This window comes from Paenibacillus sp. FSL H8-0457, from assembly GCF_038051935.1.
GTDB lineage: Bacteria > Bacillota > Bacilli > Paenibacillales > Paenibacillaceae > Paenibacillus_AQ > Paenibacillus_AQ lautus_A.
The window spans coordinates 2,109,893-2,123,643 of sequence record NZ_CP150293.1 but is presented as its reverse complement, the minus strand read 5'-3'; the positions used below and the strand labels follow the sequence as shown (position 1 = coordinate 2,123,643).

Annotated in this window: 11 protein-coding genes; all 11 read right to left on the bottom strand. The window is 53.1% G+C overall.

The window, feature by feature from the left end; all coding sequences use genetic code 11:
• Nucleotides 1–271: 271 nt before the first annotated feature.
• The 11 genes from ftsZ to MHI43_RS09110 all read right to left on the bottom strand — a co-directional run bounded on the left by ftsZ (nucleotide 272) and on the right by MHI43_RS09110 (nucleotide 13,707).
• Entirely contained in the window at nucleotides 272–1,399 is a 1,128-nt protein-coding gene (gene ftsZ, locus MHI43_RS09160; protein ID WP_009589569.1) for a cell division protein FtsZ, read from the bottom strand.
• Between the two features lie 57 nt (nucleotides 1,400–1,456).
• A complete protein-coding gene (gene ftsA, locus MHI43_RS09155) occupies nucleotides 1,457–2,740 on the bottom strand; it encodes a cell division protein FtsA (RefSeq protein ID WP_009589690.1) in 1,284 nt (427 codons plus the stop codon).
• Nucleotides 2,741–2,955: 215 nt separating this feature from the next.
• The gene (locus MHI43_RS09150; RefSeq protein ID WP_015734239.1) at nucleotides 2,956–3,711 is read right to left on the bottom strand and encodes an FtsQ-type POTRA domain-containing protein; all 756 of its coding nucleotides are present in this window, start codon (nucleotides 3,709–3,711) and stop codon (nucleotides 2,956–2,958) included.
• A gap of 58 nt (nucleotides 3,712–3,769) precedes the next feature.
• Nucleotides 3,770–5,053 (bottom strand): UDP-N-acetylglucosamine 1-carboxyvinyltransferase, encoded by a 1,284-nt coding sequence (murA, locus tag MHI43_RS09145; RefSeq protein ID WP_036666000.1) that lies wholly within the window; start codon nucleotides 5,051–5,053, stop codon nucleotides 3,770–3,772.
• A gap of 16 nt (nucleotides 5,054–5,069) precedes the next feature.
• Entirely contained in the window at nucleotides 5,070–5,975 is a 906-nt protein-coding gene (gene murB / locus MHI43_RS09140; protein ID WP_015734237.1) for a UDP-N-acetylmuramate dehydrogenase, read from the bottom strand.
• Nucleotides 5,976–6,132: 157 nt separating this feature from the next.
• Nucleotides 6,133–7,242, bottom strand: a complete 1,110-nt coding sequence (gene murG, locus MHI43_RS09135) for an undecaprenyldiphospho-muramoylpentapeptide beta-N-acetylglucosaminyltransferase (RefSeq protein ID WP_036666004.1) — start codon at nucleotides 7,240–7,242, stop codon at nucleotides 6,133–6,135.
• Nucleotides 7,243–7,247: 5 nt separating this feature from the next.
• Nucleotides 7,248–8,345 carry a stage V sporulation protein E gene (gene spoVE, locus MHI43_RS09130; RefSeq protein WP_009589659.1) on the bottom strand — a complete coding sequence of 366 codons (1,098 nt, stop codon included), beginning with the start codon at nucleotides 8,343–8,345 and terminating at the stop codon, nucleotides 7,248–7,250.
• 49 nt (nucleotides 8,346–8,394) lie between these two features.
• Entirely contained in the window at nucleotides 8,395–9,828 is a 1,434-nt protein-coding gene (gene murD, locus MHI43_RS09125; RefSeq protein WP_036666006.1) for a UDP-N-acetylmuramoyl-L-alanine--D-glutamate ligase, read from the bottom strand.
• Nucleotides 9,829–9,831: 3 nt separating this feature from the next.
• Nucleotides 9,832–10,797: a phospho-N-acetylmuramoyl-pentapeptide-transferase gene (mraY, locus tag MHI43_RS09120; RefSeq protein ID WP_009590845.1), complete on the bottom strand. Its 966-nt coding sequence runs from the start codon at nucleotides 10,795–10,797 to the stop codon at nucleotides 9,832–9,834.
• Nucleotides 10,798–10,801: 4 nt separating this feature from the next.
• A complete protein-coding gene (gene murF, locus MHI43_RS09115; protein WP_036666008.1) occupies nucleotides 10,802–12,223 on the bottom strand; it encodes a UDP-N-acetylmuramoyl-tripeptide--D-alanyl-D-alanine ligase in 1,422 nt (473 codons plus the stop codon).
• A complete protein-coding gene (locus tag MHI43_RS09110; RefSeq protein WP_036666009.1) occupies nucleotides 12,223–13,707 on the bottom strand; it encodes a UDP-N-acetylmuramoyl-L-alanyl-D-glutamate--2,6-diaminopimelate ligase in 1,485 nt (494 codons plus the stop codon). Before MHI43_RS09110 ends, murF begins: the two co-directional genes overlap by 1 nt.
• Nucleotides 13,708–13,751: the final 44 nt, after the last annotated feature.

Below are 13,751 nucleotides of genomic sequence, written 5' to 3'. Positions count from 1 at the left end.
GCGGATTTCGGACTTTTTTTGTCGATGAAGGGCAGTTTTTAGAGACCTGTACCAAGAGCAGCCTCTTAGCGTTATCGGCGATCTCTATCTAGGCAGGAAGGCTCGGGGAATATCCGTAATTTCCCCAGTAATTGCTGATTGGGCTTTCATTCGTGAAAGTGTGACAGCATCAGCAGTTGGCCTTGTAAATGAAATAAAAGGAAGATGACGAGGCTTGGATATAAAAATAAGCCTGTCTTCATCATGATGACGAAGCACAGGCTTACCGTTATTAATCATTATTACGGGTACGATTGCGAAGAAAAGTAGGAATATCAAGCTGATCATTGCTCTGATTGCCAAACGGCTTCAGATTCACATTACTCTTGTCCGTTTCCGGCTGCTGTTGTTGCTGTTGTTCCCCTTGCGGCATTGCAGGACGACGTCCCGGCGGGATTGGAGAAGGCTTGCTCTCAAAGCCGGTAGCGATAACCGTGACCTTGATTTCATCCTTCATGCTTTCCTCAATGATCGCACCGAAGATCATGTTCACTTCCGGATCGGAAGCAGATGTTACAATCTCGGCCGCTTCATTCACTTCATACAAGGAAAGATTGGTTCCTCCCGTGATATTCATGATCACACCGCGGGCACCTTCGATTGAGGTTTCAAGCAGCGGGCTCATGATCGCCTTGCGGGCAGCCTCGGAGGCACGGTTTTCACCAGTAGCCAGTCCAATACCCATCAGAGCCGAGCCGCGTTCTGTCATGATCGTTTTCACGTCGGCAAAGTCAAGGTTGATCAGACCCGGCACTTGGATCAGATCAGAAATGCCCTGAACGGCCTGACGCAATACGTTATCTGCTTCTCGGAACGCTTCCAGCATCGGTGTCTTCTTATCCACGATCTCCAGCAAGCGATCATTCGGAATGACGATGAGTGTGTCCACTTTCTCTTTCAATGCTTCGATGCCAAGCTCCGCTTGGGAAGCACGCTTGCGTCCTTCGAACGTAAACGGACGAGTGACAACCCCAACCGTTAATGCCCCGCACTCTTTAGCAATTTCAGCGATGACTGGCGCAGCTCCAGTACCTGTACCGCCACCCATACCGGCTGTAACGAATACCATATCGGCACCCTTCAGGGTGTTCATGATCAAATCACGGGATTCTTCCGCAGCCTTCTTGCCTACGTCAGGATTGGCGCCGGCACCAAGACCGCGAGTGAGCTTGTCCCCGATTTGCAGTTTATGTTCGGATTTTGCAAGGTGGAGTGCCTGAGCATCCGTATTGACCGTAATGAATTCAACGCCCTGCACACCATTTTCAATCATTCGGTTAACGGCGTTGCTTCCGCCGCCGCCTACTCCGATTACTTTTATTTGAGCTAAGCTCTCCATTTCAAAATCAAATTCCAACATCTAATCCATCTCCCCCTCAATGTGCGTGGATGGCACGTCCACAGTCGAATGAATCCGCTATATAAACTCGCTGAACATCTTTTTCAGGCGTTCAATAAATCCCGGCTTCTGGCTGGTCTCCTGAGTTGCTGCGACAGGATTTTGCTGCTTAGCGCGGTTCACCGGTTTCTTGCTATTTCCGCTGCTGTTGTTGCTTCCTCCTGTATTCCGTACGCGTACGTTCCGGATTGCATTATGGAGGATGCCGACTCCGCTGCAGTATCCCGGATCACGAACACCGATAAAATCGGGAACCGCAATCCGTACGGAAGTCGCCAGCTCATTTTGTGCCACCTGCAGCACACCAGGCATGGACATAGTGCCCCCAGTAAGTATATAACCACCAGGAAGCTCACTGTAACCCAAGCGCTTGATTTCTTGGCGCACTAATTGGAATATTTCCTGAACGCGAGGTTCTATGATAGCTGCCAGATCCTCTTGAGTGAACTCCTTGTCCACATTGCTTCCAATTCTCGTTACCTTGAACGTTACTTCGTGTGCGGCACTCTCGATCAGCGCGCACCCGTACTTCAGTTTAACCTTCTCTGCTTGATCCGTCAGCGTTCGCAGGCCGTATGCGATATCATTCGTCACGAAATCTCCGCCTACCGGAAGCGTGGAGGTTGCGGCAATGCTGCCTCCCTCGAACACAGCCAGCGTGGTTGAGCCCGCTCCGACGTCGACCAGCACGGACCCCATCGTTTTCTCGTCCTTGGACAAGGCCAGCTGGCCCGCACCAAGCGGAATCAGCACCAGATCCTTCACTTTCAGACCTGATTTCTCCACGCAGCGTAACAGGTTATGTATTGCCGTTTTGGCGCCAGTTATAATCGTCGCTTCCACTTCCAGCCTTACGCCGATCATTCCTCGCGGATCAGAGATTCCTTCCAAACCGTCAACTACAAACTGTTTAGCAACCACATCGATAATTTCACGATCGGGAGGAAGCGCAACGACTTCCGCTGCCTTCAGCACGCGGTCAATGTCCTCTTCACCAATTTCGCGATCCTCGTTCGATACTGCCACAACGCCGTGGCTGGATTGAAGTCCGATATGATTTCCAGATATGCCGACATAAACTTCGGATATTTGAATACCGACCATACGCTCCGCATGATCAACAGCGCTGCGAATGGATTGTACGGTCTGGTCGATATCTACAATTGCACCTTTGCGAATTCCCTCCGAGTCGGCAGATCCAACTCCAATAATATTAAAGGTTCCATTATTAACTTCCCCAATAATAGCACGAACTTTGGATGTACCGATGTCCAAACTAACAATGATGTCATTGTTGCTCAAGCCCTGGCACCTCCTGTTTTTAGCAAATTAATTTTGATTATAAAGAATACATTTCTACTTATTCAACACTCGCGGGTCTTTCCCTCTTTTTTCAACATTTTTTTTACTGCCAACATTTGCTATAACAGGCCGTAAAAGTCATTCAAAAAAGAAGAGCCGAAACAAGTTGTCAATACTTTCAATTGTACCATTTATTCCTATGCCTGAGTAGGGGTTTATTGCCCTTCCTCGGCGTCTTCTCCAACTTCTTCTTCAAACGGCACGTAAGAATCGGCTTCCAGCATCGTAATCACACCCGGCCGCTCTATTTCGGTAACCTGATTCAAGTACTCTACCTTGTCACGGAGCAAGGAAACCGAAGTAATGACCTCGAATTTGGAACGCGTATACATCTTGATCCGATCCGGAAAAGATAACGTTGGCGATGGCATGATCTCCGAAATGTCCGAAGTCAGGCTGCCCGGAATCTCGGCAAGTACTTTGCTGAGCTTGGCCTTGTTGGGGTCGTTCGCTTCCCAATTAGTCAGAATCGGCTTCTCCACGGCAATGCCGCTGGCCGTGACGGGAACCGAGGTACCGCTCGACAGAATCGCTTGGAGCTCTCCGCTATCGGACAGCTCATAGGCAACCGTAGGATGTTCCGTCACCACGATACTGACTTCGCCGGGAAAGCTCTTGACCACTTCGGCTGTCTTAATCGTGCCCAGCTCCATCAGGCGCTCCTGCACGAGTGTGGGGTCGACGCCAAAGTACTGGTCTCCGATGTGGAGTCCGCTTTGCTTGGTAAGCTGCTCATTTGTATTAAACGTATTACCTGTAAAATGAATCTCGGTAACTTGGCTGACCGACGACCGGAAAAACAGGATCGTCAGCAGAGCTGCAAACAGCAGCAAAAGAATCCATATGATTTTTTTGGCCGTTTTCGGTTTGGGCTTGTCCTGCTTCAGGACAGGCATATGTGTCTTGGACATATCCACTCTCTCCATAAAGACCTGTTATCCCCTCCTCTTGGAGGGGATGCTCAGGACCTCAATTGGCTAAATCAAGCGGCTTTGGCACCGGCGTCTGACGATAGATCCGTGCGCCTAAACCTTGGAACATGTTTTCAATACGATCATAACCTCGATCAATATGGTGAACTTGCTCCACCACGGTCGTTCCCTGCGCGGCCAAACCGGCAATGACGAGCGCCGCTCCAGCCCGAAGATCGGTTGCTTCCACGGTGGCTCCGTAAATTCTCTGAACGCCGCGTATGAACGCATAGTTCAGATCCGTAGAAATGTCCGCCCCCATGCGGGAGAGTTCCTCCACATGCTTGAACCGTCCTTCGAATACCGTCTCTTTCATCACGCTAAACCCGTCAGCCAAGGACAGCAAGACCATGACCTGGGATTGCAAATCAGTCGGGAAAGAAGGATACGGCGAAGTCACGATCCGTTCCACAGCTTTAGGACGGCTCATGCAGCTTATATTTATTATATCATTGCATATACTGGTTTGAACACCGGCGCGCTTCAGCACATGTATAAGGGAAGTTAAATGGGACGGATTGGTCTTTGTAAGCGTTACGCTGCCGCGGGTAACCGCTGCTGCGATCATGACAGTTCCGGCTACGATCCTGTCCGGAATGATCTCATACTCGCAAGGCTCCAGGCGCTCCACGCCATGGATCGTTATGGTATCCGTTCCTGCCCCGATAATGTTCGCTCCCATTTTGTTCAGGAAATGCTGAAGGTCCTGAATTTCAGGTTCTCTCGCGGCATTGGTGAGCACCGTCGTGCCGAGCGCCGTTGCAGCTGCCATCATGATATTCTCCGTCGCCCCCACGCTGGCAAAATCCAGATGAATATCGGTTCCGATCAAACGGCTGGCCCTGCAATGGATCATATCGTTGCTCTCCTCGATTTCCGCACCAAGCGCCTGCAATCCTTTAAGATGGAGGTCGATCTTGCGTTCTCCGATCGCGCAGCCTCCGGGCTGGTAGATCGTCACTTCGCCAAAACGGGCCAGCAGAGGTCCCATCAAAAAGATGGAGGATCGCATCTGCTTCATTAAATCTTCCGGGACATGAAACGAATTGGCCGACGAGGTATCCACGGTCACCGTCTCCAGCTCATGCTTGCATTTGGAGCCGAGACGGCCGAGAATGCTGAGCATCACTTCAATATCCAGCAGATGCGGGACATTGCTTAATCTTACAGTCCCTTCTGCAAGAAGACTTGCTGCTAGAATAGGTAAAGCTGCATTTTTTGCTCCATGGATACGTATGGTTCCTGATAGGGGCCTTCCGCCCTCAATCACCAATTTGTCCAATGTATCACCTCCGAGTTTACCGCTCGCCCAGAACGTACACCTCAGGCACCATTTGAATTCCGTTCTTCTCCGATATGGTCTCCTTGATGCGTTCCATCAAAGCGAGCACGTCCTCTGCTGTCGCTTGACCGGTGTTCTCGATGAAATTGGCATGCTGTAAAGAAACTTCCGCGCCTCCGATCCGCAGGCCCTTGAGACCGGCAGCCTCGATCAACCTCGCCGCATGGTCGCCGGGCGGGTTTCGAAATACGCTGCCTGCCGTTGCGGATTGGAGTGGCTGCGTACGCCGGCGACGGTCCTTATAGGAGGCCATAACGGCTGTAATCTCCTTGCGGTCTCCTTGACGGAGCTCAAATACCGCTTCAGTCACAATCCCTTTTCGTTCATGCAGAATGGAGTGTCGGTAATCAAACGCCATATCTTTCGCAGCATACGTAACCAATTCCCCTGTTTCCAGTACAATGTCAGCGGACTTGAATATGCGTGACACATCAGACCCATGGGCACCCGCATTCATGTAGACGGCCCCTCCGACCGATCCAGGAATGCCTCCGGCAAATTCGAGCCCGGATAATCCTTGTTTTCCGGCCAGAACACTAAGTTTGACAAAAGACAGACTGCCGCCTGCAGTTACCGTCTCTCCGTCAAAACGAAGCTCCTCAAAACCCTGGCCCAGCTTGATGACCGCTCCCCGAATTCCTTTATCGGCAACCAGCATGTTTGAACCGCGGCCCAGCTGTGTCCAAGGTATGTGATGGGCATGGAGAAGAGTGACCAGTTCCTTGAGCTGTTCCTTGTTCTCAGGAACAATCAGGCAATCGGCTGGTCCGCCTATTTTCCATGTTGTATATTTTGCCAGCGGTTCATTCCATAACACTGCTCCGACATTGGCCTCTGATAGTAGCGATTTCCACTGCTGCATTTTAAATAAACCTCCCTTGACTTTCAAAACCAAAAGGCCATTCCTTCAACTGGATGAAGAGATGGCCGCTGTCAGTAATGCCGGCCTCATGGGTGTGTCACGATTATAGAGTATCTTATGTCAGGCTCCATAGGTGTGTGACAATCGCCCAGCCGTTTTAGCGTTTGCCGGTTAACCGGCGGATTTCTTGGGTTATGACGGCCGCCGAGTCCGGTTTGCCGAGCTTTTTCGAAGCCGCAGACATCAACTCTCTTGCAGAGCGGTTGGTCATGATCTCCTCAAGCTTTCGGAACAGCGATTCAGCCGTCAAGTCCTTTTCCAAAATCATGCTGGATGCTCCCGCTTCCTCCAATTGCCTCGCATTCGCCTCCTGGTGGTTATTGGTGACGTTAGGTGATGGTATAAGGACGGATGGGATGCCAAGCGATGTAATTTCCGCTAGGAATGAGGCTCCCGCACGGTTTACGATCAGCGAAGTAGCCGCAAGCACTTCCGGCATATTATGAATATAGGGCAAAATATGAAGATGATTCGGCATGGTGCCGAGCTGGGACCGAATGGATTCCCGCGTATTCTCGAAATACGTATCGCCCGTAACAAATACAAAATGGACGTTCGGCAGCTTGTGAATGAACGGCGCCATCCCGATCATCGCGTTATTTATCGCCTTGGCTCCCCGGCTTCCGCCGACGATCAGAACGACCTGGCTGTCCACCGGAATGCCGAGCGTAGCAAATCCACGTTCATGATTGGCGGATAAAACCGTTGTCGCACGTGGATTTCCTGTATATACCGTTCTTTTGGCTTTAGGAAAAGAAGACTCCGTTCCTTCAAAACTGACGGCAACCGTATCCGCATATCGGCTGAGGAATTGGTTGGTCAGGCCCGGAATCGCGTTCTGCTCATGAATCATGGTCGGTATTCCCAGCTTGGCGGCGGCGTAAACGACAGGGCCGCACACATATCCGCCCGTCCCGATCACGACATCGGGCTTAAACTCCTTCAGAAGGGCCTTCGATCGCTTCACGCCTTTGAAAAAACGCATGATCGTCTTCACGTTGTCCATCGACAGCTTGCGCCGGAACCCCGTGATATCGATGCTCTCGAACGGCAGCTTCTCTTGGGGCACCAGCTTGCTTTCGAGGCCTCGCTCGCCTCCGATATATAAAAACTCCGTCTTCGGATCTTCCTTCTCACATTGTCTTGCTATGGCAACGGCGGGGTAAATATGCCCCCCCGTTCCGCCGCCGGTCAAAACGACACGCATACCCTTCACCTCGCATAACGGGAAATATTTAATAGAATGCCGAGCGCCGTCAGCATCAGCGTCAGCGAGCTGCCTCCGTAACTGATAAGCGGCAGCGTAATCCCTGTCACCGGCATCAAACCGATAACGACGCCGATATTGATGACGACCTGGATGGCGACCATGCCTACGATCCCTACGGCCAGCAGACTACCAAAGCCGTCGGTGACCGTCATGGCCACCCTCATGCCCCGCCACACCAAGGCGGCGAACAAGAGCAGTACAATCAAGCCGCCGATGAACCCCAGCTCTTCGGCCAGGATCGAAAAAATAAAATCAGTCTGCGGTTCGGGCACATAAGCGTACTTCTGACGGCTCATGCCTAGTCCGAGTCCGCCGAGTCCGCCCGGCCCTATCGCATAGAGGGATTGGATGATCTGGTAGCCTGCGCCGAGCGGATCGGACCATGGATCGAGAAAGCCGGTTATCCGCTTCAGCCGGTAGGGAGCTGTCAGAATCAAGCCTATGAATCCGGCTATCCCGCCTAAAGCGAGAAAGCCCAGATGCTTCATCCGTGCTCCTGCCGTAAATACGATCATCATCGCAGCACCGAGCATAACGGCGCCCGTACCCAAATCAGGCTGGAGCATGATCAGCCCGAATGCCAGTCCGATCAAACCTAGCGGCGGCATCAGCCCCCTGGTAAAGGATGTAATATCATAGTCTTGCTTGCTAAGCCAGCGCGATAGAAACAGAATCATGCCCAGCTTCATGAACTCGGAGGGCTGAATGCCGAACGAGCTGATGCCGAGCCAGCTTCTGGCTCCGCCGCGAACAACGCCGATGCCTGGAATTAGTACGATAATCAGCAAAAAAAAGCAGACCAGCAGCGCAATCTTGCTGTATTTCTTCCAAACCCGAAAATCGATCCTCGATGTGAAGTACATGGCAGCAAGCCCCAGACAGGCAAAAAACAGCTGACGCTTCACAAAATAAAACTTATCGCCATAGTCATGAAAAGCGAGGACGGAGCCTGCACTGTATACCATGACGATTCCGATGGCCAGCAGGGCCAAAATACAGATAAGCAGCCACAGATCGGGCGCCTGGCGGTTCTTGTTCATGGAAAGGCCACCTCGTACATCCTTAGTAGGGGCTTTTCCACCCCCCTACTTAAAGGTTATGCACCGCCTCTTTAAAAATGCGTCCTCGCGTCTCATAGGAAGGAAACATGTCCCAGCTCGCGCACGCGGGGGACAGGAGAACGATGTCTCCGCTCTCCGCCAGCCCGGCGGCCTTCCGGACAGCCGAGGTCAATGTCGAAGCGGCGTCCTCCCCATTATCGACGAGGATGATGTCCTTTAATCCGGCCTTGGCGGCAGCGTTCGCGATTTTCTCCCTGGTTTCGCCAAGAAGCACGACCGCTTTCACCCGCCCTTGCATGGATGGGATCAGCTCCTCGTAATCCGAGCCCCGGTCAAGCCCCCCCGCGATCAAAACGACAGGTTCCTTGAACGAGGTCAAAGCCATGTGCGTCGCCTTGGAGTTGGTTGCCTTGGAATTGTTGTAATAGGATACGCCTTGAAGCTCCGCCACAAATTCCAGGCGGTGCTCAACGCCGCGGAAGCTGGACAAAGCTTCCTCCAGCTTATCGGGGGCAACGCCCGCCGCTATGGCGATGGCACAAGCGGCCATTGCGTTCCCCACATTGAATCTTCCCGGCAGTCCGATGTTCTCCACACGGATGATCTCATGGGTAAACCCTTCGCCGTCTGTATAAATGATTCTGCGCCCCTGATCGTCTTCGTCCGAATCCTGGGCACCGGGAGCATATGGCGGCGTGATGTGAACCCCTTCACGAAGGCTCTCGCTCATCGAAAAAGGCACGATGTGCGCCTTGATATACGGGACAAGGTTTCTGCACACGGGATCATCCCAATTGAGCACAGCGGTATCCTCCGAAGTCTGGTTGGCAAACAGCTTGGCTTTGGATGCCACATAATCATCCATTCCGCCATGGTAATCCAGATGCGTTTCCGTCACGTTGAGGAGGCAGGCAATGCGCGGCCGGAACGCCTCCGTTCCTTTTAGCTGAAAACTGCTCAGCTCCACGACCATCCAGTCATGTTCGGTGGCTGTCGCAGCAGCCTCGGATAGGGGCGTGCCGATATTGCCGGCAACGATCGGAGAAAGGCCGGCGTTTTCCAGCAGCTTGCCTACCCAAGTCGTCGTGGTTGTTTTGCCGTTCGAGCCTGTGATGCCGATCATCGGAGCTTCACACAAGTGATAGGCGATTTCAACTTCGGTCACGATAGGAATTTCAAGCTCGATCGCCTTTTGGACAGGCGGGACCGAATATGGAATTCCCGGGTTTTTGACAAGGAGCGACACGCCGGGATGAATGAGGTCATCGGGATGCCCGCCGCAAATAACAGAAATACCCAAAGCCTCGAGCTCCGAGGCTTCAGGACACTGTTCTCTTTCCTTTCGATCATTCACGATGACGGAGGCGCCGGCTTGATGCAGCACCTTGGCCACCTGCACTCCGCTTTTGGCAAGACCCAACACGACGATAAGTTTATCCCGATAATCATCTAGCTGCTTCATATGTTACAACCCCTTGTTGATATAGAGTCCGAGTCCCGCAAGTACCAGTCCCACGGCCCAAAATGTAAAAACAACGCGCCACTCCGACCACCCGGATAATTCGTAATGGTGGTGGATCGGGCTCATTTTGAATATTCGTTTGCCCCGGGTTTTGAAGGAGATCACCTGAAGCACAACAGATAGCATCTCGATGACGAAGACCCCTCCAATGATCAGGAACAGCAGCTCGCTCTTGGTTACGATGGCAATGGCGCCGATGGCACCGCCGATGCCTAAAGAACCCGTATCTCCCATGAACACCTTCGCGGGATGAGCGTTAAATACCAGAAACCCGAGCACCGCGCCGATCATGGCAGCCGCGCAGAACGCCGCCGCGAACGAGGTGGACTGAATCGCGACGATGGCATAGGCGCCAAAGGCAATCGCGCTGACGCCGGACAGCAGGCCGTCCAATCCGTCGGTGAAATTGACCGCGTTGCTGATTGCAAGCATCATGACCACGATGAACGGATAATAGAACCATGGGCCCCAATCAAAGGACCAATCCATGCCGGGTACGCTGATTGCCGTGCTGTGGCCGTTGGAAATCAACAGCCAGCACATAATACCGGAAAACAGAAGCTGTCCAAACAGCTTCTGCCGGGCCGTAAGTCCTAATGATCTGCGAAACACGATCTTGATGTAATCGTCAAGAAAGCCGATTAAACCGAAACCGAGCGTGGCTACGATCAGCACGTAGAAATCGGTATCGACAGGCGAAAATTTAATATAAGTCAGCGTAAAAGCTAGAAGAATGACGACGCCGCCCATCGTTGGCGTCCCGGCTTTTTTCAAGTGGCTCTGCGGACCGTCGTTCCTGACCTGCTGGCCGAACTTCATACGCCGCAGCAGCGGAATGAGCAGCGGAGCCGATATCACCGCAAGCACAAACGCTACACCGATTGTCAATAACAGTAATTGAAAGTCCATCCGCTCACCCCCTCACTCCGTTGTTGCTGCCCGGCAGTGCCTTCAAGGCATCAACCACGTACTCCAGCCTCATGCCGCGCGAGGCTTTCACCAATACGATATCCTTCTCCGTAACCTGCTCCAGCAGGGCTTCGATCAGCTTTTCTTTATCCGTAAAAGAAAGCACGGCCCCTTCCGGGAAGCGGGCTTTCGCTTTATTCGCCGTATGAAGAGACAACGGACCGTAGGTGAATACCAGATCCGCATTGTCCGGAGATAAATACTCTCCGATTTCGGCATGGAATGACTCTTCCCGCTGACCAAGTTCCAGCATGTCCCCGAGCACGGCGATCCGGCGGCGGTAACCCTTCATATCGCCAAGCACGTCTACAGCCGCCTTCACCGCCGTCGGGCTGGAATTGTAGGCATCGTTCAGCACGGTTACCCCGAACGCGGTCTCTACGGCTTCGATCCGCATGCTCGACAGCTTCAGATGGGCGAACCCGCTGCGAATGGCTTCATCGCCGATGCCCAGATGGGTCGCCACGGCCATGGCTGCCAGGGCGTTTACCACATTGTGGCGGCCGAGGAGCGGCAGGCTGAAGCCTTCGCCTGCATGCCGGCTCGAAGTAAATATGATTCCTCTGGCATGGAACATGAGTCCCGTCGGATAATCGTCATTGGTATCTTGATTTCCGAACGTAAACGTACGCAGCCCCTCCGGCTTCACCGTTGCCTCTTCAGCAAGCACCTGGCGGATCAGCGGTTCGTCCCCATGATAGATCAGCAAACCGCCGGGCTTCATGCCGCTGATAATTTCAAGCTTGGCCCGTGCGATTTCTTCCCGGGAACCGAGCTGCAGCAAATGCGCTTCCCCGACATTGGTGATCACGGTCAAATCCGGGCGGGCTATGTTCGAGAGCAGCTCGATCTCATGACGTCCGCTCATGCCCATCTCAAGCACGATAATGTCGGTGTCTTCCTTCATGGCCAGCACGGTTAACGGAAGCCCGATATGATTATTATAATTGCCTTGCGTTTTGTGAACGTTATACGTGGTTTCAAGCAGTGCCGAGACCATGTCCTTCACGGTGGTTTTGCCGTTGCTGCCGGTTATGCCCACCACCTTGGCTCTGCTCTCGGACAAATAGGCCGCCGCAAGCGACTGGAGCGCCTTTAATGTATCCTCCACGAAAATGAGCGGAAGGTCGGCGGGAACCGGCTGATGATCCCTCTGCCAGAATGCCGCGCCGGCTCCGCCGGCGAGCACGCTCTCCACGAATTCATGCCCGTCAAACTTCTCGCCGACAATCGGAACAAACAGGTTGCCCGGCTGTATGGTTCGGGAGTCGGTGCCGACTCCTTGAATGATGATGTTGTCATCTTGGTTACGTGAGAGCGTTCCGCCGCACATGTCGGCGATGCTCTTTAATGATTTATGGATCACTATTGTCTGCCCCTTATCGCGTCTTTGGCTACGATGCGGTCGTCAAAATCAAGCACTTCGCCCGCAATCAGCTGATAGGTCTCATGACCTTTCCCCGCAATCAATACTACATCGCCCGGGCTTGCCATTTCAATAGCCTTTTCGATCGCTTTCCGGCGATCGACGATGAGCTTGTAGCTTTCGGTTGCCACACCGTCCTCAACCAATCCGGCCTCGATATCCTTCAATATCAACTCCGGATCCTCGGTACGGGGATTATCGGAAGTTACGAATACAACGTCGCTGTATTTCGCAGCGATTTTACCCATGATCGGCCGTTTGGTCCGGTCCCGGTCGCCCCCGCAGCCGAAAACGGTGAGCACCCGGCCTTCCGCGAATTCATTGACGGTGCGGAGCACATTTTCAAGTCCGTCCGGCGTATGGGCATAATCCACGATCACGGCATACGGCTGGCCTTCATCCACGACCTCTACGCGGCCATCGACTCCGGGAACGGATTCCAGGCTGTTCTTGATATCTTCGAGCGGCACACCTTCCAGGAGCGCTGCCGCGATCGCAGCCATGGCGTTATACACGTTGAATTTCCCTACCATTCGAATCGAAATGTCCGCACTGCCGCGGAACGTATCCACATGGAACGAGGTGCCTTGCGCGGTGATCGATATATTGCTCGCCCGCACATCCGCATCTTCACCCAAACCGTAGGTAATCACTTCCGCCGCGGTCTGCTTGGCGAAATATGCCGAAGCATCGTCATCCGCATTCAGGACGGCATATTTGCGCGCGGATTCGTCCTTGGCAAAAGCGTTGCCCAGCCGGGAGAAAAATAACCCTTTTGCGCCGCGGTATTCTTCCATCGTGTGATGATAGTCCAGATGGTCCTGGGTCAGATTCGTGAAGATGGCCGTCCGGAAATCCGTTCCCTTCACGCGCCCCTGTTCGAGCGCATGCGAGGATACCTCCATCACGCAGCACTCGGTGCCTGCATTGGCCATATCGTTCAAGTAACGCTGAAGCTCCAGCGCCTCGGGCGTCGTTCTCGGCATCGGGAAGGACCGGCCGCCGTATTTCATCTGAATCGTGCCGATCAATCCGGTTTTCAACCCGAAATCGTTCATGATCGTCTCGATCAAATACGTTGTCGTTGTCTTGCCGTTCGTACCGGTTACGCCGATCATCTTCATGCGGGAGCTCGGCTGATGATAAAAGGCATTCGCCAAACCCGCCATCGCGAAGCGGCTGTCTTTCACGATCACCTGCGGGAGGTCAACCTCCAGCTTGCGTTCAACGACCAGCGCCGCGGCGCCTTTGCCGGCGGCCTGGGCTGCAAACTGGTGTCCATCCACCGTATGGCCCGGCAGGCAAATGAACAAATCCCCCGGTTTTACTTGTCTGGAGTCTGTTTCTATCCCCGTAATTTCAACATCTCCGGATCCCTCGATAACAGCAGCGGCCAATACGGATGATAATTGCTTTAAGTTCATTGTTATCCCTCTCTCTATATATCTGCATCATCCGCCCTTCGCTT